This is a genomic window from Acinetobacter sp. UNC436CL71CviS28 (assembly GCF_000620525.1).
Lineage (GTDB): Bacteria > Pseudomonadota > Gammaproteobacteria > Pseudomonadales > Moraxellaceae > Acinetobacter > Acinetobacter radioresistens.
Genome location: NZ_JIBB01000004.1, coordinates 1 through 26271, shown reverse-complemented (window position 1 = coordinate 26271; position 26271 = coordinate 1). Strand labels below are relative to the sequence as shown.

The following is a 26271-nucleotide window of genomic DNA, read 5'->3' as shown; positions in this document are numbered from 1 at the left end:
GGAAACTGTTATGCAGCAACAAGTGATTATTGTTGGTGGGGGGATGGTCGGCTTAAGTCTTGCTTTAATGTTGGCTAAAGCCAAAATCGGAGTCAAGTTGCTCGAAGCTATTCGCTACCCTGACTACACCGATACAGAAAGTGTTCCCTATCACTCAAGTTTTGATGCACGTAATACGGCACTTTCACGCCGGAGTGTACAGATTTACCAGAAGTTAGGGCTGTGGGAGGCTCTTCAACAGCATGCTACACCTATTCTGGAAGTTCATATTACAGAACAGGGAAGTTTTGGTAAGGCTCGTCTGAAAGCTGAGCAGGAAAATGTTGAGAGCTTTGGACAGGTGATTGAGAATGCCTGGCTTGGACGAGTACTTCTAACTCAAGTGCGCCAGCAACCTTGGATAGAATTAATTGATGGAGTACAGGTTAAGGCATTAACTCAAGATACAGAACAGGTCTACATTGAGGCAGAACGAGAAGGTCAAGAACTGCAACTTACTTCAAAACTGGTGATTGCTGCTGATGGCCGCGATTCTTTTTGCCGACAGGCCTTGGGTGTTGGTGTAGATGTGCATGATTATGACCAGGTGGCAATTGTCACCGCGGTACAGACATCCAAACCGCACCGTCAGGTTGGTTTTGAGCGTTTTAGTCCTTTAGGACCGTTGGCGCTCTTGCCACTTCCGGGTGAGTATCGACGTTCTGTGGTCTGGCCAGTCAAAAAGGGGACTGAACATGAGTGGCTGGGTGAAGAAAATGATCAGCATTTTTTAAATGCCTTACAACAGACTTATGGTGACCGGGCAGGGAAATTTGAAAAGACCGGAAAACGCTTCAGTTATCCATTGTCACAGGTTCTGGCCCATAAACAGGCAGTTGGCCGGGTAGTTTTGATGGGCAATGCTGCACATACACTCCATCCTGTGGCCGGTCAAGGCTTTAATCTGTGCCTGCGTGATGCGGATGTCTTGTTGCGTTTTCTCGGCAGTCATCTGACAGTATCTGATGATCTGGGTGAGCCAGAAGTTCTAAAAGCTTATGAACAGGCCCGCCTGACCGACCAGCAACGGGTCATCAAGTTTTGTGATTCGGTAGTACGAGGTTTTAGTAATCAGAATCCGGTTCTGAAACTGCTACGCAATACCGGTCTGATTGCTTTTGATATAGTCCCGGGAATAAAACCTCTAGTAGCCAATTATGCAATGGGGCTAAAAGCATGAGTGAAATTCTAGATGTGGTTATTGTCGGTGGTGGTCTGGTTGGTGGTCTAACAGCATTATTATTGGCGCAAGGTGGAGTTCAGCCTACTGTACTGGATGCGGCACCGGTCTTGGCAGAAGCGCAGATATTGCCTGTAGTAAATCCCAGGGTATTGGCACTGAGCCAAGCGACCGTTCATCTTTTAAAAACAGTAGGCGTGTGGAAAGAAATCGCCAGACATATGCCCTATACCGGTATGCAGGTCTGGAATAAAAATGGCTATGGCGAAATAGCTTTTGGTCATGAATCACAGTCCTTTCCGCCAGAAGATCAGTGGCTTGGCTCAATGGTCGAGCCAAGTATACTCAATCTTGCGATTCAGAAAAAATTGCTGGAAAATGTACAGGATTATCGTACCCAAATTAAAGTCACTCACATTGAACAGGGTATAAATTGCTGGCATCTACAGCTTGCTGATGGTTCAGCAATATATACCCGGTTACTGATCGGGGCAGACGGTGCCCAGTCATTTGTACGTGAACAGGCTATGATCGATCTGGACGTGCTGGACTACAAACAATCAGCGGTTAGCTGTGCCATTAAAACCGCCCAGCCACATCAGCACGTAGCACGCCAGATCTTTTTGCCCACTGGCCCGCTGGCTTATCTGCCTATGGCCAGTATACAGCCCGAAGTATATGGCTACTGGCAATCAATTGTATGGACTTTGCCAGAAGATTATGCCGATGAATATTCGGCTCTAAGTGATGAAGAATTTGCCCGGCTTTTAACTAAAGAAAGTCAGCATATGCTGGGAGAAGTTCAAGTAGTGCGTTCAAGGGCCAGCTTTCCTTTAAAAGCGCGCTCCGCTCAGCGCTATGTAAAAAAAGGACTGGCATTGATAGGAGATGCTGCTCACGTAATCCATCCGTTGGCCGGTCAGGGAGTAAATATTGGTTGTCTGGATGCTGCCATACTTTGTGATGCATTATTACATGATGCTAAACGGGGAGTATGGGCACATGAGCAGACATTGCTACGTTATGAGCATCGCCGTAAAGGACAGAATGCAGCTATGATGCATGGTATGTCAGTATTGGGCTGGCTTGAAACCCGAGAGCTGTTTCCAGTGATCTGGGCACGAAATCTGGGGAAAAAGCAGGTTAATCAGCAGCCATTACTTAAAGATCTTTTTATGTCGCAAGCCAGTGGCCTGATTCACTTAAAAGATACACGTTATTGTAAAACTGGCGAATAAAAACACTTTCGTGCATTTCTTTTATAATTGATTACGAATTTGATTAAAAAAGATACGTTTTTTCTGCTTTTAGCTCTTTGCGAATTCGTTAGAGATTGCTAAATTCCAATCTAAATTACCACGGTTCACCATGGAATATAGGCATTTATGGGGAGTGAGAAAACAGATATGAATGATTATGATGATGTAGAAGATGTAGCAGTCGATGAAGATGAAGCAAAAGCAGCTGAGAAAGGTGCAGTTGACGAAGAAGCGGTTCTTAACGACACAGATCTGGCGGAAGCTGAAACTCTGACCGTCACTGCAAAGCAGAAGAAACGTCAAGCTTTGGAAGATGAAATAGCACGCTTTTTGGCAAGTGGTGGGAAAATTATTGAAGTCCCGCCTGATGAAGGTGTACGCAGCTAATCGCATTGAACAGAGTTAATCTAAAAAAGCATCATTCGTGATGCTTTTTTAGTTAGGACATTAATTTCAATAACCTATCCGGTTTGAGACTGCAATTCCAAGGCGCGCTGGTAAGCCACTTTCTTTTTAATACCAGTCAAGTCCGCAGCAAGTTGAGAAGCAGCTTTAACTGATAAATCCTGAAGCAGGCGGCTCAGAAGCTGGTCGAGTTTCTCTTGATCAATATCTTTTTGCTGGATAGAGCCTCCTATCACAACGACAATTTCACCCTTTTGCTGATGATGGTCTGCTTCAATAAAAGTGACCAGTTCACCTAGGGTCATTTTTTTGATGGTTTCAAAAGTTTTGGTAATTTCCCGTGCAAAACCGACCGGACGCTCTGATCCAAATACCTTTGCCATATCCTGGATGCTGTCCAAAATACGGTGAGGTGCTTCATAAAAAATTAAAGTTTGCGTTTCATCTTTCAGTTTTTCCAGCTGCACCAGACGCTGTGAAGACTTGGAGGGCAAGAAACCTTCAAAACTGAAACGGTCACTAGGCAGGCCAACTGCACTTAAGGCTGCAATTGCAGCACAGGCGCCAGGCACCGGTATCACTCGAATACCTTTTTCTTGAGCAGCACGTACCAGTTTAAAGCCAGGGTCACTGATCAGGGGAGTACCTGCATCACTGATCAGCGCCATATTTTCACCTGATTGTAATTTTTCAATTAAATAATCAATTTTATTATTTTCATTATGATCATGACATGCAGTAAGAGGCGTGGTTATATTATAATGTTTTAATAATTGGGCAGACTGTCGTGTATCTTCTGCTGCGATCAGAGCTACAGATTTAAGAACATCAATTGCTCGATAGGTCATATCATCCAGGTGCCCAATCGGCGTTGCCACTACAAATAATTGAGCACTCATAAGGGTGGTTCCATGATTAATAATAAAAAAGTTTTGCTGTTGATCAGTTTGTTCAGCTTCATGCAGACAGTGCAGGCAGAAGTTCTGGTTATTCTACCTGAAACCGGCCCGCTCGCGCGAGCTGCCTCCAGTGTGAAGCAGGGGTTTATGAGTGCTTATGAAGCATCTGGCAGTCAAGAACAGCTTAAATTTGTAAACTCATACGGACAAAACATGAAAAGCCTGTTCGCCAAACATATAAAACCCAAGACTCGGCTAGTTGTAGGGCCATTGAGCCGTGAAAAAGTAGAAGAGGCCGTCAGGCTTAATCCAAAAGTACAGGTACTGGCTTTAAATGAAATTGGGCAGCATCACAATAAGGTATTACAGTTTAGCCTGTCTAAAAATGCAGATGCAGCTACTATGGCCGCGCTTATGCTTCGTGACAATATCCGTCAGGTGTCAGTTTTAAGAGAACCGGGCATAGAAGCAGATAGTGAAATCTTTTTAATTGCACTGATGTCACAACTGGATTATCCGGTTCAGATCATTGAAGTTTTGCCTAAAAAACTGCCGAAACAGCAGGCACTTTTACTGCTGGGTAAGACTGACTGGCTCAATAGCATGGTTAAATTACCAAAAACAGGTATTTATGCCCATGCGATTGCGATTGAAGAGGGAGCAAAAATTCCGGAGGGCTTGAAATTCTGTGATGCTCCGGCACTTTATGAAGCAAAATGGCCAGAAATGATCATAGCTTATCAGCAGCAGCCGGTTAACATGGCTTATCAGCGTCTACTGGCTTTTGGTGGAGATGCATGGACTTTGGCAGAGCATTACTTACAGCAGCCCAAAAATATTCCCATAGGTGACTTCAGTTTTGAAGGACGAACAGGACAGATCCATGTAGAGACCCGGCAGATAAAGCGCACTCCACAATGTTATCAGCAGGTGCAGGGTAAGTTGCAGCGAATAGCATTATAAAATCTTTGATTATTATAAAAATGGTTACTTTTACTAAACAGTTAGGGCAGTGGGCTGAGCAGCAGGCCAAGATATTTCTAGAGCAGCAGGGCTTTGTATTTTTGAATCAGAATTATCATTCCCGGTACGGAGAAATAGATCTGATTGTATGCCGGAACCAGGAACTAATATTTGTTGAAGTCAAAGCCCGTAGTATGACAGGTTATGGACGTGCCCAAGAAGTCATTTCCAGAAGTAAACAAAAAAAGATTATTCAGACGGCAATGTCTTTTATAAGCCAACATCCTGTTTATGAAAATTATTACTGCCGTTTTGACGTGATTTGCTTTAACTTCTCTACACAAATTGCAAAAAAGGTACAGCAAGACTTTTATAAGCTACCGTATGATCTTGAGTGGATTGAAAATGCATTTACTTTAGATTGAGAGTTCTTTACTCTGTCATACAGTCTGGGAAAATGAACCTGTCAATAAAGATCAGATCTAAAAATTAGGGAGTCTTGCTGAGTGTTTAATCGTTTCACTTTGGCTTTGCTATGTGTGGCAAGCTTATCTGGATGCGCAAGCTTTATTTCAAATGGTACTGGTGCTACTCCTGTTGGTACTGATAGTGGTGTGCGTTCATTGGGACAAGTTTTTATTGATTCTTCAATTGAACGTACTGCCAATATTAATCTTTATAAACTTGATCCCCGCTTTAAACAGTCACGTATTAATGTCGAAAGCTTTCATGGCAATGTCCTGCTTACAGGACAAGTACCTGATGTTTATCTGAAACAGCTAGCAGAGGACAATGTACGGGCCATGTCTGATGTCAAAACCGTGCATAACTATATTACAGTGGGTGATAAAGTCGGTTATAACACTATCATGCAGGACGCAGCCGTTACCGCAAATACGCGCGGACTGATTATGAAGGCCAAAATGGTCTCTGACAGCAAAGTACTGGTGCATACAGAAGATGGCGTACTTTATGTAATGGGTCGTCTGAATAATGCTGAAATAAATGATCTTAATCAGGTTTTACAGCAGGTAGGCAATATTACCAAAATCGTTACCCTGATTGATAATGTCGAGCAGGGTTCAGGCCCAGTTGCCAGTTCTTCTCTCGCAAGTCCAGTAGCAAACAACTATGCAGCACCGGAAGTCGAAACTCCTGTTGCCATTGATCCTGATCAGCCTGAACCGGTCTCTATTCAGTAAATCTTATGCAGATTCTTCAAAATTTACAGCGTTTAACTACACAGGCGAAGCTTCGTTATCAGGAGTTTCGCCTGTATGACGCGGCTAGTTATATGCTCAATCATCTGACGCCTAGACAGTCTTTTGAATTGAACCAAGATATAGCATATGGCACAAAAGCTAGACAGCTTCTTGATATTTATCGTACTAAACATCCACTGCCTCAACGTCCGCTAATTGTCTTTGTACATGGAGGAGCTTGGCAGCATGGAGATAAAAAGGATTATGTGTTTATCGGCGAAGCATTTACACGCGAAGGCTATGATGTAGTAGTTTTAAACTATCATCTGGCCCCCCAGCATATTTTTCCGAGCTATATTGATGATCTGACCCTAGCATTAAACTATCTGGACCAGCATCAGCAGGACTTGCATATTTCAACTGAACAGCTGATTCTGATGGGACACTCTGCAGGCGCATTTAATGTAATGTCGGCAATCTATCATCCTACACCCTATACCTTGGAATGCCGTTCAAAAATCAAGGCAGTAATTGGAATCGCCGGCCCTTATCATTTTGATTATAAGGGTGATCCAATTGCTCAGGATGCGTTTGATCAAACCATTCCTTATCATGAGGTCATGCCTTATTACTTTGTTGACCATAACCCGATCCGGCACTGTCTGGTTGTAGCTGAGAATGATCAGATCGTTAAAAAAAGTAATAGTGATGACTTGGACCAGCAATTACGGCAGTGTGGCAATTATAGCCAGATCGTGATGATCCCTAAAACTGGACATATTACAGTTTTAGGGAGCTTATCGAGTCTGTTCAGTTGGCACTTTCAAACCAAGCAAAGCATACTTAAATTTCTTGATGAAGCACTCAAGGCCAGTTAACTGGCCTTTTTTAATATTCAATAATTGGCGTTCCATGAAGTACGTGCATAATCATGGAATGGGCAATACTGCCTTTGAACGGAATTTCTGGTAACTCATCAAATTTGAAAAAACGGGCATCACTGATTTCTTCTTCCTGAAGCTTGATGTCACCCGACTCATATTCAGCATGAAAAGCCAGCATCAGATTGCTGGGAAATGGCCAAGGCTGGCTGGCCAGATACCGGATGTTCTTCAGGTGCAGGCCTACCTCTTCTAAAGTTTCACGACGTACTGCATCTTCTAGCGTTTCACCTACCTCGACAAAACCAGCAATCAATCCGTACATTTTGCCTTTATTGCGTACAGACTGCGCCAGCAGAATTTCATCTTCGCCGCGAGTAATAATTGTAATCACGCAAGGTTGTACACGTGGATATTGCCGATAACGGCAAGTAGGGCAGATCATGGCGTATTCGAGAGGATGGACCTCTGTTTCATGTCCACAGTGGCTACAAAATTTATGATTACGACGCCATTCTAATAGCTGCACAGCACGGCTGGCCTGTTCAAACTGCATACGGCTCCATAAACTGATCAATTGCCGGATCGGAACCAGATGCAGACCTTCAGGAATAGCGTCTATATCAAGAAGATCACGGGCAATGATCTGATCGCCCGGAATAAAATCAAGATCATCTTCCAGCTTCTCGACCTCAGGAAGCTGGAAGTTTTCATCAACTAACAACTGTTGTTCATGAAAGATGTAAGCAAGTGATAGTTCAGACATTTAGGCAGCGGCAACAAGTTTTTGACTACTTGCTAATGCTACATTAAACATCGAGGCTAAAACAGGCTGTTTGTTTTTTAAATTTTCAATCAGCATATCGGCGCTCGCCAGAATATTGAGCAGATCTTCAATATGCTGGGCTTCAATAACCAGCGCATGTTTGTTTGAATGTTCCAGAAACCGCGCCCCTTCAAGTAAAGCCTGTTGACATTTTTCCATTCCCAAGAATAAAACGGCACCAGAAATTTCCTTAAACTGGTTACATACCCCTTCAATGTTTAAGGTGTTCGGGTCTTGCAGATAAAGGGTAAGGCTCTGGCTGGCCAAATCGATGAGTGATTTGGTCTCGGTTAAAAGCATTTCATGAGCTTCATCAAGCCTGTCCAGAGAGATACTCATGTTATTTACACGAATTTGCAGGCGGCTGGAGGTGTGGTGGCGTTCCAGTATTCCAATAGAGTTCATTGCCGATAAAATACTGTTCATGAGCTGTTGGGCATAGTTTTCATCTGTCAGAACGTTCGGCTGACTTAAAGCCCGAGCCTGCTGCGTTAACTCTATATAAGCTTCATTCAGGTTCAGCAGTTTGAAAATATTGGCCAGCATCAGCAGGTTCTGCTGAATATCCTGACTTTTTTCTGGCGACATATTCTGATAATTGTATTCAATATCATGACGAATCTGGGCCATCTGGGTGGTGATCAGATCAGTAATTGCATGAATGGTTTCATAGTCCGGTCCGAACAGATGACGGCTCAGTACCTGAAGCTGAGTATCAGTCAAGATTTCATCACCAATATTGAGCTGTTCACGGACATGTTGCGACAGTGTATCTTCTTGACTAATACACAGTACCACTATGTCAGCCAGATCTTCAATTGATGGGCTAAAGCTGTCTGGTTGTGTTAAAAACTTATCAATACTGGTTTCAATACGGATTAAGGTGCGCAGGCGCGGTTCATTTAAAATCAGTTTTTCTATCTGGTTAAAGGCCATATACACCAGATTCCAGTACTGTTGACTAGGCTGGTTATTGGCTAGAAATGCCAGATATGCTCCTACCAGTTTAATGCCTTGTAAATCGAGCTCGGTTTCCTGCTGTTTTAATATTCTGTTCAAACACATTTTATAAAGCTGGTGTACATAGCTGGATTGTTCCAGATGTGGCGCAGCAGGCAGTTTAAACTCAGGTGACATAAAGTCGAGCAGTGGAACCAGTGGCTGACCTTCACGGGTTAGAGGCTTATCCAGTGCTTTTTCAAGTTGATTCAATGTATCCAGTAGAAATTGGGGAACTTTGACTTCACGCAGGCAAATAAACTCAACATAGCGTTTGAGCATGGTTGTACCCTCACTGAGCGCCACCACCTGGTCATGATCAATATGTTGTGGATCGCTCATAATCTTGCGCATCAGTTCTGCAGAGTAAGCTGCAATCTGGGCCAGATGTGGTATATCAATCAGTGCAAGTACATGTGCGCATTGCTGAAACTGCGCTAGGGTATCCTCAATACCAAAAGGTAAACTCTGATCCTCTGCCAAGGTGCTTACAGCGGATTCAACCAGTTTTATAGAGTTGTCGATTTCATTTTTTATTATCAGTAATGCAGTTGGATCAAAATGAATCGAGGTTTGGTAAGACATGTGATCTGCACCTTTCCTAGTGTTATATCTGTTCATGTAAGGACTGGTATAAATAACCGCCTTACTTCTAGAGATTAATATAACTTAACTAGAAAAGGTTTATATACAAAAAATAACACTTTATGTGGTTTTTTTTATCGGGCAAATAAACAGGGTTCGCCATTCTTTTCCTGATAGTGTTGAACCCACTCTTCATGAGCCGCAAGCTCTTCGGGTGAAGGCATAATTACGGGCAAATCAACATTGATTACTTGTCGTGAAGCCTGTGACTGACTTATTTCGCTTTGAGACAGGGCATCCATATCAAAGGATACTTGTCCACCTGTCATGGCCAGATATACATCGGACAAGATCTCGGCATCGAGCAAAGCACCGTGAAAAGTACGGTCTCGTGCTGGAATTTCATAACGGCGAACCAGAGCATCCAGCGAGTTCTTCTGTCCGGGATGCTTGCTTTTAGCTAGTGCCAGGGTATCAGTTACTTCACACACTTCAGATAATGCAGGGAATCCTGCGCGTTTGAACTCCATATCAAGGAAGTTCATATCGAAGCTGGCATTATGGGCAATAATCTCGGCACCTTTTAAATAATTAAAAAGAACCTCTGCAATTTCCGCATAACGTGGCTTATCCTGCAAGAATTCATCAGTAATACCGTGAATGTCTACTGAGTCACCCACCGGTTTTTCCGGATTGATATAAATATGGATTGAGCTGCCGGTAAGTTTACGATTTACCATTTCAATGGCACCGACTTCAATAATCCGGTCTCCATCCTGGAAATAAAAACCAGTAGTCTCCGTATCAAGAATCAGCTGGCGCGGACCATGTAGCTCCAAGGTCGCTTCAGTAGTGACTACATATGGATGGCTTGACTCAGCCGTCTCTATTTCAGTAGCTAATTCATCATCCATTAATTCAACCTGATCTGGCAATAACAGAGTCGACTCTTCTATATGCTCCGGTTCTGATTCAAGTAAATCGAAGCCTAACGGATCATCCAGTAACCAGTCGCTTTCAGACTTTTTTTCTGATGTATGCTCACTATTGAGCTGTGCCTGAACCGGGGTACTGATGCCTTGCATGATTTGATCTGCACCTAAATTTGCCAGCTGGTCTGCCATTTCATTGCCTGCATGGCCAGCATGTCCCTTAATCCAATTCCATTCGATTTCGCGTCCTTGGCAGGTTGCATCCAGTTTTTGCCATAAGTCAGGATTTTTGACGTCTTTCCAGTTTTTCTTTTTCCAGCCTTGAATCCATTCGGTAATACCCTTTTTGACATAGTTAGAGTCTGTCCAAATGACAAGCTTGGCATCTTTTGGGCAGAATGAAATGCCTTCAATTGCAGCAGTCAATTCCATACGGTTATTGGTAGTAAGGGGTTCACCGCCACAGATTTTATGTTCTTCCTGCTCGGTAATGATATATGCACCCCATCCACCTAAGCCGGGATTACCGCGGCAAGCACCATCTACATAGAGTGTGATTGTTTGAGACATAAATCAGAAACCTGTCAAAAAAATACAAGGGGAAAATACATACCTGAGACTTCTATTGTATACACAAAAACTGGAAGACGACCTGCTGTTAAAGGGAAATTTTAATTTCTTGTAACATTTCAGGTGGAATCGCGCTAAATTATTGCCTTGTGTCATTGGCAGTCATCACTACAATGGCTTATTTAAAAAATAAACTTTGTGCGAGTTGTTTGGAATTTTTTATGTATAAACCAACCACAGCAGTGTGGCAGCCTTCTGCGTCAATCTTGTTTAAAATTACTCTACTTGGCTCTGCTATTGCAGCACTCGGGATGACGACAGGCTGTTCATCAACTCCCGCGAATTCAAAAACAATAAAATCAAACCAGGTTGGGTCCGGTCTTTTAGATGCCAGCAGTCTGGATTCACTTGAAGATCTGCTTTCTGCGACTGATATGCGCGCTGTCGAAGGCGATCGTCTGCTGATTCTCAAGCACGGTGATGTGTGGAAGCGGATGACTGTAGGCTTCAAGATGGATTTAAATCACTGGGACTCACGTATTGAGGCACAGCGTAGCTGGTTTATTTCACGTCAGCCTTATCTTGACCGTCTAAGTGCACGTGCCAGCCGCTATTTGTACCATACCGTAAAAGAAGCCGAGCGTCGTGGTCTGCCAACTGAATTGGCCCTATTACCAGTCATTGAAAGCTCCTATGACCCGGCAGCGACCAGTAGTGCAGCAGCAGCAGGTTTATGGCAGTTTATTCCAAGCACCGGTAAAATTTATGGTCTGAAGCAGACTTCACTATATGATGGCCGTCGAGATGTGGTTGAATCGACTCGTGCAGCCTATGAGTTCTTAGGCAGCCTGTATAATCAGTTCGGTTCCTGGGAATTGGCACTGGCTGCCTATAATGCCGGGCCGGGTCGCATCCAGCAGGCCATTAACCGTAACCGTGCTGCAGGCTTACCTACTGATTACTGGTCGCTTAAACTGCCACAGGAAACCATGAATTATGTTCCACGTTTCTTGGCAGTAGCACAGATTATTAAAAACCCGTCAGCATATGGGGTATCTTTACCGCCAATTGCTAACCGTCCACACTTCCGCGAAGTTAATTTAAATGGCGGAGTCGGGTTAAATCAGGTTTCTTCTATTACTGGCCTAAGCCGTGCCGAACTTTATGCCTTGAATCCCGGCCATCGCGGTGAATATGTAGATCCGGCCAGCCCGATGCGTATTCTGATTCCAGCTGATCTTAGTCCGGCAATTGATACAAAGCTGCGCAGCCTGAATTCAGGTTCAGGAGGGCTATGGGCAAGCAACCAGCCGCCAGTAGCTTCTAAGCCCGCATCATCGGTAAGAGTCCAGACCAGGGTAACTCCAGCTGCTTCTGCAACAGTTCCTTCATCTTCATTAAGCTCTGCACCTGTGTTGGCAAGTAATAGCAGTAAAACAACTACAGCTAAAGTCTCAACACCTAAAGGTTCGGATGCTCTGGCTTCATTTGCAGCAAAAGCAGACATACCAAGTGCTCCGCGTATACCTGTTGCAGTGACACCAGCGGCAAATATTACACCGGTACGTGTAGAGCCACCAATTTCACAAACTGAACGTGACCAGATTCTGGCTCTGGTTAAGGCTGAAGGTGAGAAAAAGTCAGTTGAAGAGGTACTCCAGCCTCAAGCCAGCCAGGCTGAAAAAGATGAAGTAGTTGCTGAGCTAAAAGCCTTGGCTCCGCAAGGTACAGAAATTGTAGATCCATATGATGGCAAGATTAAACTGACAGCTATCCAGACTAGTCTCTCAGTAGCCGAACAGCAGGGTAAAGAGGTTAAGCGTGGATTCTCTTATCCAAAAGCCGTGGCGGAAAATACCCTGGCAAATTCGGAAGAGTTAGAGCGCAACAAGGGCAAAGACTATATTAAGACTGACAGCGAAATTGTAGTTATACCACCAAAGGGCAAGCGCAGTACCTATACGGTTCAGCCAGGTGATACCCTTGCAGTAATTGCCATGAAAAATGGGGTAAGCTGGCGTGATGTGGCGAAATGGAACCAGATTGACCCAAGTGCTACCTTATATGTAGGAACTTCTTTATACCTGTACGATGCCATTCCACAAAAAGTTGAAGAAAAAACTGTAAAAGCCAGCAAACCGGAAACTTACCTGGTCAAAGCCAATGATAGTCTGACCAGCGTTGCTGACCAGTTTGGTCTCTCATTGAAACAACTGGCCGACTGGAATAATCTCTCTGTAACTAGTGGTCTGTTTGTAGGACAGAAACTTCAGTTGAAAGATAATCCGAATGCAGCTGTGGCAAAACCTGTTAAGGTGGCTGACACCAGAGTAACCGCAGAACAGCGGATCAAGACCAAGAGTTACACTGTTAAACGTGGCGAATATCTGAAAATGATTGCTGAACGTTATGCATTATCTAATCAAGAATTGGCAGATTTAACACCTGGCCTGACTTCAACCAGCAGCCTGCTGGTAGGTCAGAGAATCAATGTTCCTGTAGAGGAGACCAGTGTTTCTGCTAAAGTCGAAACTAAAGAAGATAAGAAAACAACTTTGAATGACAATATCAAAGTCAGTACGAATTATAAGACTGAAAGTTATAAGGTACAGCGTGGCGATACTCTCACCAGTATTGCAGCACAATCTAAAGTGTCTGTAAGCGACCTGGCACAGCTTAATAATATCAATACCGGTAGTGGAGTCCGTATTGGCCAGACTTTAAAAGTTCCGGCTGGGGCAAGCATGCCGGATGAATATATTGTTCAGCCGGGCGATACTCTTACATCAGTTGCCGGAAAATATCATTTACAGGTTAATTTTCTGGCAGGCCTAAATGGAATTAACCGTAATTCAGGCTTGCGTGTCGGCCAGAAAATCAAGCTTGATGGAGAACTGCCAGTATCACCTGCACCTGTAGAGAAAGAAACAGTAACTGCAAAGAACAGTAAAAATAATTCTTCTGGCAGTCATCGTGATACTGAGCGTTATACCGTAAAAAATGGAGAGTCTCTGAATACCATTGCCAGCCGTGTCGGTATTTCGGTTAAAGAGCTGGCAGAGTTAAATAATCTGGAGTCACGTGCTGGTCTTTTACGTGGTCAGAACTTGCTGATTCCAAAAACAGTAACTTCATATACGGTAAAACGTGGGGATACATTAATTGGTCTGGCCAACAAATATGGTATGAATACGAGCGAACTGGCAGAAATGAATAATATTCAGCCAAGTACGCAGCTTCGTATCGGTGAAGTGATTAAAGTACCAAATCTATAATAAAAAAACCTGAACAGGATCTGGTATGCACTGGAGTTTTGCAAAAGCTAAGCAGCTGGGGTTTGCGGCTGGATTAAGTGTATGTGCTCAAGGCGGGTTTGCTGCATTGCAAACCACGCCTTATATCGCGCTTCACACCCAGCCCAAGTATAGCGGCCTGAATGCCATGCCATATGCTAATCCGGCAGCTCCTAAAGGTGGATTATTAAGTACAGCCAGTAATGGTACTTTTGATAACTTAAATAGCATGAATGGTAAAGGCAGCTCGGTAGATGGGATTAATTTTCTGTTTGATTCCCTGATGAGCAGTTCTCTGGATGAGCCGGGAGTGCTTTATCCGCTATTGGCAGAAAAAGCCAGCTATGATCCAGAACATACTAAATTTGTTATTTTCTATCTGAATCCTAAAGCACGTTTTAGTAATGGTCTCCCTGTCACAGCTGAAGATGTGAAGTTCAGCTTTGACGCTTATCAGACCAAATCCAATCCGGGGTTGCAGATGTATCTGGCGGATCTGGAAAAAACTGAAGTTCTATCTAGGTATCAGGTCAAATTTACTTTCAGGTCAGATAATAATGCAGAGATGCCACTAATTTTGGGAACATTACCCATCTATTCCAGGCAGGACTGGAAAAACCGGGATTTTACTCGAATTACTATGCAACCTATTGTTGGTTCAGGCCCCTATCTGATTGACCGGATTGATGCAGGGCGTAGCGTTACCTATAAACGAAATCCGCATTACTGGGGGCAGAATTTACCTGTAAATAAGGGACGTTATAATTTTGACCGGTTAAAATATGTTTATTACCGAAATCTGGATATTGCTTTTGAAGGTTTTAAGTCAGGGCAATATACTTTGCATGAAGAGATGACAGCGCGTAAATGGGTGACAGAGTATAATTTTCCGGCAGTAAAAGCTGGGATGGTCAAGACCTATCGCTTTCGGCATCAGAATCCGGTGGCAACCCAGAGTTTTGTGTTTAACACACGTCGTAGCCCCTTTAATGATATTCAGTTCCGCCGCGCTTTAACTTATGCGTATGACTATGAATGGCTGAATAAGGCCCTGTTTTATGGTCAGTATCAGCGGTTGCAAAGTTATTTTGCCAATAGTGAACTTGAAGCAAAAGGACCACCCGGCCCTAAGGAAATGCAGATCCTTCAGCCGCTATTACCCAAATTGCATACTGTAATGCGTCAAGGTGTACTCAAGAACTGGAAGTATCCGGTTTCAGATGCCAGCGGATTTAATCGTAACAATCTGTTGATTGCACGTCAGATTTTAATTAAGGCCGATTATCGAATTCATGATGGCAAACTATATGATTCCAAAGGACAGCCGGTTGAAATCGAATTCCTCATTCATCAGGACGGTTTACAGCGTACCTTAATGCCTTTTGTACGTAATCTGAAAAAACTCGGTATTGTAGTGACGCTACGTCAGGTAGATGTACCTCAGTATCTTGAAAGGATGCGCCGTTATGATTTTGACATGACGACCAGCGTAATGCCGCAGTCACTGACGCCTGGTAATGAACAGGCACAGTTATGGGGAAGTGCTGCAGCTGATCAGGCAGGAAATTATAATTATGCCGGTATCAAGAACCCGGTTATTGATCAAGTAATTAATAGTGTCATCCGGGCACCAGACCGTCAACAGCTGGTTATTCGTACCCGCGTATTAGACCGTCTGCTGCGTGCGGGCTACTATCAGATTCCAACTTATGGCAAGGGGGAAAATTGGTTGGCATACTGGAATATGTATCATCAGCCAAAACAGAAACCAAAACTTTCTGTAGGTTTAGACTACTGGTGGATTGATAGCAAGCAGGCTCAGCAGGTGAGCAGTTATTTGCGCAGGCAATAACCTTATAACAATTGAAGTCACAGGGAATGGCGTCTTTATGGGCACATATATATTAAAAAGACTTCTGTTAATTATTCCAACTCTATTCTTGATTCTGCTGATTAACTTTATGATGATCCAGCTAGCACCAGGAGGGCCGGTAGAGCAGGCTATCCAGCAAGCCCAGAATTTCCAGGGAGTGGGAAACACTAGCCATGCTGAAACAGCTGGCCATTCATCTGAATATCAGGGTGCACGGGGCCTTAGTGATGAAATGGTGGAAAAAATCAAAGCACAATACGGTTTTGACAAATCGGCACCTGAACGTTTCTGGATTATGCTCAAGGGATATCTCACTCTGGACTTCGGCATCAGTTTTTTTAAAGATAAGCCCGTTACCCAGCTGCTCTGGGAGAAAATGCCGGTTACAGTTTCTCTGGGGTTATGGAGTACTTTACTGATTTATCTGGTGTCTATTCCATTGGGGATTAAAAAGGCCAGACAGCACGGCACGCTATTTGATAAGTCTACTTCATTACTTCTGGCGGTTGGTTATGCTGTACCGACCTTTGTATTTGGTGTTTTACTGATTGTATTTTTCGCTGGCGGCAGTTATTTTCAGTGGTTTCCGCTGCAGGGGCTAGTCTCGGAAAATTTTCAGGAGCTCAGCCTGCTTGGAAAAATCAAAGATTATTTCTGGCACATGGCCTTGCCTTTATTCACCATGATTCTGGGCGGGTTTGCTGGACTAACCTACTTGACAAAGTACTCTTTTATGGAAGAGTTGAGCAAGCAGTATGTGTTAGCTGCACGTGCCAAGGGATTAAGTGAAAACCGGGTTCTATACGGCCATGTATTTCGTAATGCAATGCTGATAGTGATTGCCGGTTTACCTGAAGCTCTGATAGGGATTTTCTTTGTAGGCAACCTGTTTATCGAGATAATTTTTAATCTGGATGGACTGGGATTGATGGGTTTTGAAGCCATAGTACAGCGTGATTATCCAGTTATTTTTGGCACATTGTTTTTATTTACCCTGCTGGGTTTGATTTTGCGTCTCATCAGTGATGTGCTATATCAGATTATCGATCCACGCATCAATTTTGATTCACGGGGGGCAAAATAATGTCTCCATTAATGCGGGCACGCCTTCAACGTTTTACCCATAACCGTCTTGGTATGGGCTGCCTGATTATTTTTATTCTGATTTTTATTTGTTCTCTTGCGGCAGAGTTTATCGCCAATGATAAACCGCTACTGGTGAAATATGAAAATTCTTATTATGTGCCTGTACTGAAGGAATATCCGGAAACAGCTTTTGGCGGAGTTTTTGAAACGGAAGCTGACTATAAAGATCCGGTGGTACAGCAGCTTATCAACGCCAAAGGCTGGGCAATCTGGCCCTTAATTGAATTTTCTTATCAGACGCCAAATCTTGAACTGGCTGTTCCTGTGCCATCGCCACCAACAGCACAAAACTGGTTAGGTACTGATGATCAGGGAAGAGATGTACTGGCACGTGTTTTATATGGTTTGCGTATTTCTTTACTGTTCGGCTTTGCCCTGACATTTTTTGCTGCCTTAATTGGTATCGTGATAGGTGCAGTACAAGGCTATTACGGTGGGTGGATTGATCTGCTCGGGCAGCGTGTACTTGAGGTATGGGGTGGCCTGCCCATGCTGTTTATGGTCATGATTCTGGTCAGTATGTTTACTCCAAATGTTTATTGGCTATTTCTGATTATGTTACTGTTTGGCTGGCCAGCCCTGGTTGGTCTGGTTCGGGCAGAGTTTTTGCGTGCAAGAAATTTCGATTATGTGCGCGCTGCACGTGCGCTGGGAGTAAAAGATCATGCCATTATCTTCCGGCATATTCTTCCCAATGCCATGAGTTCCAGTCTGTCCCAGCTCCCTTTTATGCTTACCGCCAATATTACTTCCCTGACTGCACTGGATTTCTTGGGCTATAGTTTACCACCTGATGCTGCATCATTAGGGGAAATTCTGCTGCAAGGGAAAAATAATCTTAATGCGCCCTGGCTGGCTTTATCTGGTTTTTTTAGTCTAGCACTGGTTCTTTCATTATTGATCTATATTGGGGAGGCAACCCGCGATGCATTTGACCCAAGACGCCAGTGACCAGTCAGCTGCGCTAAAGCTACAGGTTGAACAGCTGCATATTCAAAATGAGCAGGGCGAAGTTCTGGTAGAAAATTTAAATTTCCATCTATATGCCGGACAGACCTTAGCTATTGTCGGAGAGAGTGGTTCAGGAAAATCCATCAGCAGCTTGGCTTTGCTTGGACTGTTACCTGCTAATCTTAAAGTTCAGGGGAATGCTATTTTAGATAGTCAGAATCTTTTAAATCTGTCTGAAACAGCAAAACGCCAGATTCGTGGCCATAAAATTGCCATGATTTTTCAAGAACCCATGACTGCACTTAACCCGCTGCATCGGGTAGAAAAAATTATTGGAGAAAGTCTGTATTTACAAGGCTGGTCTAAAGATCAGGTTCGGCAGAGAGTAGTAGAATTACTCCATGATGTCGGAATAACTCATCCGGAAGACAAACTGCGCCGTTATCCACATGAGCTTTCCGGCGGCCAGCGACAACGGGTAATGATTGCGATGGCGTTAGCCTTAGATCCCGATATCCTTATCGCTGATGAACCTACTACCGCTCTGGATGTAACTTTACAGGCGCAAATTCTTAAACTGCTACAGAGCCTGCAACATCGCCGAAATATGGCCATGATTCTAATTAGTCACGATCTTAATATAGTTAAGCGCTGTGCCCAGCAGGTGGTTGTGATGAATCAAGGCAGAGTTGAAGAACAGGGGAGTGCCGAACAAATTTTTAAACAGCCTAAGGCTGAATATACCCGGCATTTATTGGCACATAATTTTGGTCAGGCATTGCCATCCTCCGCAGGCTCCGAACTGTTGAGACTGGAACAGGTCAGTGTATGTTTTCCTATTCGCCAAGGGTTGCTTAACCGTGTAAAAGATTATTTTGTGGCAGTTGAGCCTTTAAATCTGGTCTTAAGACAAGGTGACTCCATTGGAATTGTTGGGGAAAGTGGCTCTGGTAAAACTTCTCTGGCTTTAGCGATTGCCCGGTTGATAGAGAGTAAAGGCCAAATCTTTTTAATGGAGCAGGACCTTAACCTGCTTTCCGAGAAAAAAATAAGGTTATTACGCACTGATTTCCAAATTGTATTTCAGGATCCGTTCAGTAGCCTGAATCCTCGTATGACGGTCGAGCAAATTATTGGTGAAGGGCTGAATTTAAAACATCATATGCCGTTAGCTGTAACTGAGCAGATTGACCAGATTCTACAGACGGTAGAGTTGCCTGTACATTTTAAACAGCGCTATCCACATGAACTTTCTGGCGGACAGCGGCAACGTGTAGCACTGGCACGGGCTTTGATTCTTAAGCCCAAGCTTATTATTTTAGATGAGCCTACTTCTGCATTGGACCGTACCACCCAGCGGGCAATTGTACAGTTATTACGAAATCTGCAACAGGAATATCAGTTAAGCTATCTGTTTATCAGTCATGATTTACAGGTAGTCCGTGCCTTATGTCAGCAGGTGATGGTGCTACGGCATGCGCAACTGGTCGAATTTCAGGATACTGAACAGCTATTTTCAAATCCTCAGTCCGAGTATACCCGGCAATTGATAGCTGCAAGTCAATATTAAAAACCGTCATCAGGAACTTTTTCTGTGACTCCTGCGGCATGCATTGTAATAGAGTAAACCTTGACTAGACAGGCGTTTAAACTAGAGTAAGGACTCTAATTCAGTAAATTGGAAAAAATATCATGAGCTTGATTGCTGAACCGATCACAATTCGTAATACAACCTTTAAAAACAGAATTATTAAGGGCGCAATGAGTGAAGCACTGGCTAACGCAGCAGGGCAACCTAATCATCTGCATTATGGCTTATATGAGGCATGGGCTAAAGGTGGTCTGGGCTGTGCCATTACTGGTAATGTAATGGTTGATATCGGCGCTAAAAATGAGCCAGGTGTAGTAGCAATCGAGACTGAACGTGATCTGGAACAGCTCAAGCACTGGGCAGAAATTGGCAAAGAATATGGTATGGTTCAACTGGTCCAGCTGTCTCATCCGGGACGTCAGTGTCCTAAGGGCCTGAACAAAGAAACAGTTGCACCTTCAGCTGTGCCATTTAGTCCGGTTCTGGCAACTACTTTTGGTACACCGCGTGAACTGCGTGAAGAAGAAATTCTGGATATTATCCAGCGTTTTGCCCATGCTGCCAAAATCTGTGAAAAAGCAGGCTTTGAGGGTATACAGCTACACGGTGCGCATGGTTATCTGATTAGTCAATTCCTGTCGCCACTGACCAACAAACGTCAGGACCAATGGGGCGGTTCAATTGAAAACCGTATGCGTTTCCTGCTGGAAATCTACAAGGCCGTAAGAGCAGGGACTTCAGAGAACTTTATTATTTCTGTAAAACTCAACTCGGCAGACTTTCAGCGTGGTGGTATTACCGAAGAAGATGTTATCTATGTATTCAAAGCAATTGATGCGGCTGGTATTGACCTGATTGAAATTTCAGGAGGAAGTTATGAAGCACCAGCTATGGCTGGTGTCAAGGAAGGTCAACGTAAAGCCAGTACAATTGCCCGTGAAGCTTATTTCCTTGATTTTGCTGAAAGGATCCGTCAGGAAGTCAAATGCTATCTCATGGTAACAGGCGGTTTTAGAACCGTAAAAGGTATGAATGATGCCCTGGAGAGTGGGGCATGTGATTTTATTGGTATTGCACGGCCATTTGCGGTAGAAACTGACTTGACTAACCATTTGATTGCCGGGAAAGACGTTCGTTATGGTGTAGAGAAAATTAAAACTGGCATTCCGATGATTGATAAAATGGCAATTATGGAAATTATCTGGTATGCGGCACAGTTTAAAGCAATTGCTGAGGGTAAAAAACCTAATCCAAAACTTTCTCCCTTAAAAGTATTTTTTAAATACCTTAAGGGAAACCTGACTGCTGTGGTCAAGGGGCAGATTAATTCGCGTAAATCGGCCTAGTTTGTGTATATAGATGAATGTGTTGCATCTAGTGGTAAATAGTCCTGTCTTTAGGGTCTTTCAAACCTGAGGGCAGGCCTGTTTTATATTCTCAGTATGTAATGAAATAAACAGGTTGATTGATTCAGTATAGATGCAGGAAATAAGTAAAAATATCGAACTTCTTCTGTCTGTTAAAAACTTGCTCTGATTGCAGCTCTCATCACTGCATCAGAATAAAACAAGATTTAAAAATAAGAATAAAAAAAGCCCAAGTCATAATGCTTGGGCTTTTTTATAGTGTGCTTTCATCTTGAATATGGCGTCCCTACGGGGATTCGAACCCCGGTTACCGCCGTGAAAGGGCGATGTCCTAGGCCTCTAGACGATAGGGACGTTTCAGAGGTGGGCGTATATTAGGGTGAATCCCCGGATGTGTCAAACACTTTTCTGGCATCTTTCCCTTAAAAATATACCGTTCGTATAAAAACAAAGCAAAATGCCATAATTTGTTTGAAATTGCTGCAAGATATTCTGATTCATGCTTTTGTATAAAAAAGAGCGGTATTTGCCGCTCTTTAGTGCTTTAGGTCGGCATCAAGACTTAGGATGGTAAAACACATAATAACTTGTATAGCATGCTGCAATAAACAACAGGCATCCGAAGAAACTGATTCGCATGGATGGATCAAAAACCATACTGATACAGGTAATCAGACAGAAAACAAAACCTAGAATCGGAACAATAGGAAACAGCGGCGCAGCAAACGCAAGATCTTTAGCAGTTTTTCCCTGCTTATACCAGTCTCGGCGGAAGTTAAACATGCTGAGACAGATACTCATCCAGACTACTACCATGGTAAAGGCTGCGATTCCGAGCAGATTAGTAAAAATAGTTTCTGGGGCAAACTGCTCAGACAACAGACCCGGCATACCGCCGATCATGGTAACGATTACTGCAACATAAGGAATGCCGCGTGCATTTACTTTTGAAAATACTGCTGGTAATTGCTTGTTATAAGACAATGACCACATCATACGTGAGGCAGCAAATAAACCAGAGTTGGCCGCTGACAGCAATGCTGTGATAATAACAAAACGGATAATATCTTCAGCATAAGGGATACCAATGTGCTGAAATACCGTAACGAATGGGCTACTGCTTACACCCTCGGCTGCTAAACCTGCTTCCTGATGAGGTAGAAGTGCAGTTACCACCAAGATTGTTCCTACAAAGAAAATCAATAAACGGAAAATCGCTGCATTGATGGCTTTGGGTACATTTTTGGCGGGGTCTTGGGTTTCACCTGCTGCTACCCCAATCAATTCGGTCCCAGAAAAAGCGAAGTTCACAATCAACATGGTAGTGAAAATAGGAAACAGGCCTTCAGGGAACCAGCCTTGCGCGGTCAGATTACTAAAGAGTGGTGTAGACTCATAACCTTGGTAGCCAATTACACCGAAAATTGCCAGTAAACCAAACAGAATAAACGCGACAACAGTGATTACTTTCACCAGTGCAAGCCAAAATTCAGATTCGGCAAACCAGCGTGTGGAAATCATATTTAAGGTAAATACGAAGGCACCAAAAACCAGTGTCCACATCCACATGGAGCTATCTGGAAACCATTCCTGCATAAGAAGTGCAGCAGCAGTAAATTCGGTACCAAGGGTTACTGACCAGGTTAGCCAATATAACCAGGTAATGGTATATCCTGTTCCCGGACCAATAAACTTATTGGCATAGGCACCAAAAGAGCCTGAAACAGGCATATGTACAGCGAGTTCGCCAAGGCAAAGCATCACCATATAGGCAATAAGGCCACCCAGCACATAAGCAAGGATGGCGCCGACCGGCCCCGTTTGTGCAATGACTTCACCCGAGCCTAAAAACAGGCCAGTACCAATTGCGCCTCCCAGAGAAAGCATAACCAGATGTCGGGTACTCATAGCGCGTTTTAATGGCGCAGAATTGCCCTGATGCAACGCATCATTCGGAGAAGGAGATGACGGCATAGAGTTAAACGGAAAAGAGTAATGAAGCCGGCTATTTTAGAGAAAAAATGTAAATGTGCAATCGAAATAAAAAGCAGGAGAAATAACAGCAGAAGAATTGGCGTCCCTACGGGGATTCGAACCCCGGTTACCGCCGTGAAAGGGCGATGTCCTAGGCCTCTAGACGATAGGGACGTTTCAGAGGTGGGCTTATAATAGGGAGATTTTAAGGATGTGTCAAATGGCAGCTGGTATTATTTTTAACCAAATGAAAGCCTTACATCAATCAACTAACTTCTATGTTCGGGTTATAGGCAGATATACTTATGCCTAGGCCAGAGAGTTTAATTAGGCGATCAGAATAAAATAAAAGATGGCGTCCCTACGGGGATTCGAACCCCGGTTACCGCCGTGAAAGGGCGATGTCCTAGGCCTCTAGACGATAGGGACGTTCAGAAGGTAGCGGTATCTTATTGATCCGCTACCAGAGTGTCAAGCAGTTGAGGTGCGAGTTTGTTTAAAATATAGCAAAACAGCTCGGCAGTTTTCTGCGTGTCATATAATGCTGAATGTGCTTCTTTCCCGTCAAACTCAATTCCCGCCTGTAGACAGGATTTAGCCAGCACGGTTTGGCCAAACATTAAGGCACTGAGCGTGACCGTATCAAACACTGAAAAGCTATGAAATGGATTCTGGTTTTTAGTTCCACTTCGGTTAATAGCTGCCTGTAAAAAACCCAGGTCAAAATGGGCATTGTGGCCAACCAGTATGGCATGAGTACACAGCTGTTCACGGCGGATATCATGAATAGACTTGAAGATACGTTTCAATGCAGTCTTTTCATCTTCTGCCATCGCCATACGCATCGGATTAAAAGGGTCAACCCCAATGAAGTCTAGCGAGCGGCGATCCAGATTAGCGCCTTCAAACGGATTAATATGTGCATGATAGGCAGGACCCGGAATAAATTTTCCTTCCTCATCATAGATAATCGGAATACAGGCAATTTCAAGTAACGCATCAGTCTGTGCATTAAAGCCCGCAGTTTCCACATCTACCACAACTGGCAGAAAGCCACGAAAACGCTGACCAATCACAGGTCGTGAATCTTGTTTCACACTTTTCTCCATTGAATGGTTTGACCGGCATAAAGTGGAATAATCTGTTCATTTTCTAGATATTCTAGGCTCGCTGGAATCACCTGCGGTTCTTTAACCAAGGTAATTGTTTGAGTATTACGTGGTAAGCCATAGAAGTCTGCACCAAACATGCTGGCAAAACCTTCAAGCCGCTCAATACGTCCTACCTGATCAAATGCCTGTGCATAAAGTTCAATAGCAGTAGGTGCACTATAGCAGCCTGCACAGCCACATGCATTTTCTTTAGCATTTTTAGAATGGGGCGCACTGTCTGTACCAAGAAAGAATTTCGGGTTACCACTAGTTGCCACTTCCAGCAGGGTCTGCTGGTGGGTCTGACGTTTCAGAATTGGTAAACAGTAAAAGTGCGGCTTGATTCCGCCTACCAGCATATCATTACGGTTAAATAACAGGTGTTGTGGAGTAATGGTAGCTGCAACATTACGGTCCTGTTCCAGAACAAAATGTGCTGCTTCACTGGTAGTAATATGCTCAAGCACAATTTTAAGTGCTGGAAACTGCTTCAAGAGAGGAGAAAGCACTTCATCCAGAAAACGCTTTTCGCGGTCAAAAATGTCTACATGATTGTGAGTAACTTCACCATGTAACAGTAAAGGCACCTGATATTTTTCAAGCTGCTCTATGACTGCATATACTTTACGGATATCGCTGACACCATTGTCTGAATTGGTAGTTGCACCAGCCGGATAAAGCTTGATGGCATTAACATATTCTGAATCTTTAATTTTTTTAACTTCTTCAGGTGAAGTGTAGTCAGTAAAATAAAGAACCATACGCGGATCAAAATTTACCCCTTCAGGCGCATGAGCCATAATCCGTTCACGATAGGCTAGAGCCTCATCAACCGTTTTTACTGGTGGAACCAGATTGGGCATGCAAATGGCGCGGGAAAACTGTCTGGCCAGATCAGGCACGGTACGTTTAAGGACTAGGCCGTCACGTAAATGGACATGCCAGTCATCTGGTTGGAGAAGAGTAATCGTATTCAAAGTGTTCAGGCAAGAAAAATAAAATAGATGATAATCGATAAACTCTAAAAATGATAACGGCAATTATGGATAAAAGGCACAATAAAGTTCGTAATTTGCCCTAAGGGTATGCTATTTTTATAGAACTATAAAAACTATGCACGATGTTATGGAATATAAATATTACCTTACAACGTTGCAGCAACAAAAAGAAAAAATTGAAACTCTGGTCGCCCTGCATTCTCATCGTACCAGTAGTTCGTTGCCACAGGCACTTGAACAAGAGTTCTGGCAGCAGAATACTGAACGGGCCCGGATCAATATCTCACAATCTTTTGCTGCAGGTGTGTGGGCTTACCTTTTGTTTACGGCTTTAGTGTTGCCAGGTGATTACTGGCTCTCTGGTCAGCGTTTTTTCTCTGCAGATTTCCTGCTGTGTATTGTTGCCATGCTTAATGGCGCAGTAAGCCTGTTGACCCTTTACGGCTTTGCTAGAAGTAAACTGCTTCAGCCTTACTTTTATCAGGCTGCATTAGGTTTAATGCTCTGGACTATTATTTCAAGCTGTCTGCTGAGTATGAGTTTTGCTACCCCTGCACTTAAGTATCAGTCAGCGATTGTGTTGTGTTTTATATATATGCTGGGGTTTATGATCAGTGGGGTACGGCCACTCCACATGCTTTTGGTCGGGACACTGGCCGCGGTTATATCTATTTACTTACTGTTCGTATTTCATATTTCTTTTGAAGTGATCATTTTAAGCCGGGTACTGTTGGGAAGCTGTCTGTTTGGTTTTACTTTAAGTACCATGCTGATCAAGCGGGAACGTATACTGTTTTTAAATACCAAGCTTGCACAGCTTAATGAAAAAATTCAGTATATTCATGCTTCTGAACTTTTACATTTAAGCCAGCATGACGAGTTAACCCAGATCTCTAACCGCCGTAATTTTGATGAGACTCTGGACAGTTTTTATAGGCAGTCACGTAAAGAAGGAACGCCCTTATCTCTACTGTTTATCGATGTGGATTTTTTTAAAAATTATCTCTGTACACGACAAATTTCACAGAACCCTTATCCTATCAGGGTTCTGCCTTCTTAAAATTGCCAAAATTTCCTTAAACTCTTCTTTTTTCCCAAAACCAATTAAACGCTGAATCGCCATTTGAACATAGTCTAAACCATAGCGAAATAAACTCATTGAGAGTCGTCCATGCTTCTTTATTTTT

21 protein-coding genes, 3 tRNA genes and 1 pseudogene are annotated in these 26271 nt (G+C 43.5%); 14 read left to right on the top strand and 11 right to left on the bottom strand.

Annotated elements, in window-relative coordinates; all coding sequences use genetic code 11:
• Window positions 1–10 precede the first annotated feature (10 nt).
• The 3 genes from ubiH to N518_RS0102975 all read left to right on the top strand — a co-directional run bounded on the left by ubiH (window position 11) and on the right by N518_RS0102975 (window position 2865).
• Window positions 11–1219 carry a 2-octaprenyl-6-methoxyphenyl hydroxylase gene (gene ubiH, locus N518_RS17060; RefSeq protein WP_005027217.1) on the top strand — a complete coding sequence of 403 codons (1209 nt, stop codon included), beginning with the start codon at window positions 11–13 and terminating at the stop codon, window positions 1217–1219.
• The gene (locus N518_RS0102980; RefSeq protein ID WP_005027216.1) at window positions 1216–2457 is read left to right on the top strand and encodes an FAD-dependent monooxygenase; all 1242 of its coding nucleotides are present in this window, start codon (window positions 1216–1218) and stop codon (window positions 2455–2457) included. The genes ubiH and N518_RS0102980 overlap by 4 nt, the downstream gene beginning before the upstream one ends.
• Window positions 2458–2604: 147 nt before the next feature.
• Window positions 2605–2865, top strand: coding sequence for a hypothetical protein (locus N518_RS0102975; RefSeq protein ID WP_005027214.1), 261 nt, complete (start codon window positions 2605–2607; stop codon window positions 2863–2865).
• A 74-nt stretch (window positions 2866–2939) separates the two neighbouring features.
• Here the strand turns inward: N518_RS0102975 and rsmI are convergent, their stop codons facing one another.
• Complete coding sequence (gene rsmI / locus N518_RS0102970) at window positions 2940–3782, bottom strand: 16S rRNA (cytidine(1402)-2'-O)-methyltransferase (protein WP_005027211.1); 843 nt, start codon at window positions 3780–3782, stop codon at window positions 2940–2942.
• A gap of 12 nt (window positions 3783–3794) precedes the next feature.
• Between rsmI and N518_RS0102965 the strand changes: the two genes are divergently transcribed.
• The 4 genes from N518_RS0102965 (at window position 3795) to N518_RS0102950 (ending at window position 6825) form a co-directional block, all read left to right on the top strand.
• Window positions 3795–4745 carry a penicillin-binding protein activator gene (locus N518_RS0102965; RefSeq protein WP_005027209.1) on the top strand — a complete coding sequence of 317 codons (951 nt, stop codon included), beginning with the start codon at window positions 3795–3797 and terminating at the stop codon, window positions 4743–4745.
• 20 nt (window positions 4746–4765) lie between these two features.
• On the top strand, window positions 4766–5170 hold the full coding sequence (locus N518_RS0102960; RefSeq protein ID WP_005027205.1) for a YraN family protein: 405 nt from the start codon (window positions 4766–4768) through the stop codon (window positions 5168–5170).
• Between the two features lie 81 nt (window positions 5171–5251).
• Window positions 5252–5947 carry a BON domain-containing protein gene (locus N518_RS0102955; protein WP_005027202.1) on the top strand — a complete coding sequence of 232 codons (696 nt, stop codon included), beginning with the start codon at window positions 5252–5254 and terminating at the stop codon, window positions 5945–5947.
• A 5-nt stretch (window positions 5948–5952) separates the two neighbouring features.
• Window positions 5953–6825 carry an alpha/beta hydrolase gene (locus tag N518_RS0102950; protein ID WP_005019162.1) on the top strand — a complete coding sequence of 291 codons (873 nt, stop codon included), beginning with the start codon at window positions 5953–5955 and terminating at the stop codon, window positions 6823–6825.
• A 10-nt stretch (window positions 6826–6835) separates the two neighbouring features.
• Here the strand turns inward: N518_RS0102950 and nudC are convergent, their stop codons facing one another.
• The 3 genes from nudC to dnaQ all read right to left on the bottom strand — a co-directional run bounded on the left by nudC (window position 6836) and on the right by dnaQ (window position 10740).
• Window positions 6836–7594 carry an NAD(+) diphosphatase gene (gene nudC / locus N518_RS0102945; RefSeq protein WP_005027199.1) on the bottom strand — a complete coding sequence of 253 codons (759 nt, stop codon included), beginning with the start codon at window positions 7592–7594 and terminating at the stop codon, window positions 6836–6838.
• Window positions 7595–9238: a hypothetical protein gene (locus N518_RS0102940; RefSeq protein WP_005027196.1), complete on the bottom strand. Its 1644-nt coding sequence runs from the start codon at window positions 9236–9238 to the stop codon at window positions 7595–7597. It abuts the gene before it with no gap.
• 134 nt (window positions 9239–9372) lie between these two features.
• Complete coding sequence (gene dnaQ, locus N518_RS0102935) at window positions 9373–10740, bottom strand: DNA polymerase III subunit epsilon (RefSeq protein WP_005027195.1); 1368 nt, start codon at window positions 10738–10740, stop codon at window positions 9373–9375.
• Window positions 10741–10961: 221 nt separating this feature from the next.
• Here dnaQ and N518_RS0102930 point away from each other — a divergent pair, with 221 nt between their 5' ends.
• The 6 genes from N518_RS0102930 to N518_RS0102905 all read left to right on the top strand — a co-directional run bounded on the left by N518_RS0102930 (window position 10962) and on the right by N518_RS0102905 (window position 20940).
• Entirely contained in the window at window positions 10962–14015 is a 3054-nt protein-coding gene (locus N518_RS0102930; RefSeq protein WP_005027193.1) for a lytic transglycosylase, read from the top strand.
• Window positions 14016–14040: 25 nt separating this feature from the next.
• Window positions 14041–15885 carry an extracellular solute-binding protein gene (locus N518_RS0102925; protein ID WP_005027192.1) on the top strand — a complete coding sequence of 615 codons (1845 nt, stop codon included), beginning with the start codon at window positions 14041–14043 and terminating at the stop codon, window positions 15883–15885.
• A 37-nt stretch (window positions 15886–15922) separates the two neighbouring features.
• Entirely contained in the window at window positions 15923–16990 is a 1068-nt protein-coding gene (locus N518_RS0102920) for a microcin C ABC transporter permease YejB (protein ID WP_005027190.1), read from the top strand.
• On the top strand, window positions 16990–18003 hold the full coding sequence (locus N518_RS0102915) for an ABC transporter permease (RefSeq protein WP_017400826.1): 1014 nt from the start codon (window positions 16990–16992) through the stop codon (window positions 18001–18003). The genes N518_RS0102920 and N518_RS0102915 overlap by 1 nt, the downstream gene beginning before the upstream one ends.
• Window positions 17978–19573: an ABC transporter ATP-binding protein gene (locus tag N518_RS0102910; RefSeq protein ID WP_005027186.1), complete on the top strand. Its 1596-nt coding sequence runs from the start codon at window positions 17978–17980 to the stop codon at window positions 19571–19573. The genes N518_RS0102915 and N518_RS0102910 overlap by 26 nt, the downstream gene beginning before the upstream one ends.
• A gap of 122 nt (window positions 19574–19695) precedes the next feature.
• Window positions 19696–20940, top strand: coding sequence for an NADH:flavin oxidoreductase/NADH oxidase family protein (locus tag N518_RS0102905; RefSeq protein WP_005027184.1), 1245 nt, complete (start codon window positions 19696–19698; stop codon window positions 20938–20940).
• A 299-nt stretch (window positions 20941–21239) separates the two neighbouring features.
• Here N518_RS0102905 and N518_RS0102900 read toward each other — a convergent pair.
• The 6 genes from N518_RS0102900 to pyrC form a co-directional block, all read right to left on the bottom strand.
• Window positions 21240–21315: transfer RNA gene (locus N518_RS0102900), tRNA-Glu, on the bottom strand.
• 201 nt (window positions 21316–21516) lie between these two features.
• Window positions 21517–22935 (bottom strand): amino acid permease, encoded by a 1419-nt coding sequence (locus tag N518_RS0102895; RefSeq protein ID WP_005027182.1) that lies wholly within the window; start codon window positions 22933–22935, stop codon window positions 21517–21519.
• Window positions 22936–23033: 98 nt separating this feature from the next.
• A tRNA-Glu gene (locus tag N518_RS0102890) sits at window positions 23034–23109 on the bottom strand.
• Window positions 23110–23288: 179 nt separating this feature from the next.
• A tRNA-Glu gene (locus N518_RS0102885) sits at window positions 23289–23364 on the bottom strand.
• Window positions 23365–23384: 20 nt separating this feature from the next.
• A complete protein-coding gene (gene rnt, locus N518_RS0102880; protein ID WP_026055442.1) occupies window positions 23385–24044 on the bottom strand; it encodes a ribonuclease T in 660 nt (219 codons plus the stop codon).
• On the bottom strand, window positions 24029–25063 hold the full coding sequence (gene pyrC, locus N518_RS0102875) for a dihydroorotase (RefSeq protein ID WP_005027176.1): 1035 nt from the start codon (window positions 25061–25063) through the stop codon (window positions 24029–24031). The genes rnt and pyrC overlap by 16 nt, the downstream gene beginning before the upstream one ends.
• 136 nt (window positions 25064–25199) lie before the next feature.
• Between pyrC and N518_RS16070 the strand changes: the two genes are divergently transcribed.
• Window positions 25200–26144: a GGDEF domain-containing protein gene (locus tag N518_RS16070; protein WP_228133326.1), complete on the top strand. Its 945-nt coding sequence runs from the start codon at window positions 25200–25202 to the stop codon at window positions 26142–26144.
• On the opposite strand, the pseudogene N518_RS17055 reads toward N518_RS16070, so the two are convergent.
• Window positions 26106–26271, bottom strand: a pseudogene (locus N518_RS17055) (IS4 family transposase); the annotation flags it as partial. The gene N518_RS16070 and the pseudogene N518_RS17055 overlap by 39 nt on opposite strands.